At 71.1% G+C, this 242-nt stretch carries 1 protein-coding gene; it reads right to left on the bottom strand.

Going from position 1 to position 242, the window contains the following annotated elements:
• Window positions 1-242 (bottom strand): GNAT family N-acetyltransferase (locus ACR9ZK_RS23155; RefSeq protein WP_481344261.1); only part of this gene is annotated, 242 nt, incomplete at both ends.

The raw sequence follows: 242 nt of genomic DNA, 5'->3' as shown, positions 1-242 counted from the left end.
GGAGGGGCGCACGGCGGCGGTGTTCTCGTCGTCGACGTAGAGCACGACGCTGGCCAACCCGAGCGAGCGCAGGTGGTCCAGGCCTAAGACGGTCACCGCCCGGCCGAGCCCTTCGCCCTGGTGCGCCGGCGACACTGCGACGACGTAGACCTCGCCGACCTCGCCGTCCGGGGGGTCGACCTTGTTCCAGTGCGATGCCACGAGACGGTCCTGGTCGGCGGCCTCGACGACGAGGATCATCC

The organism is Monashia sp. HAY1-5C, assembly GCF_056755255.1.
This window is presented reverse-complemented; position numbering and strand designations above follow the sequence as displayed.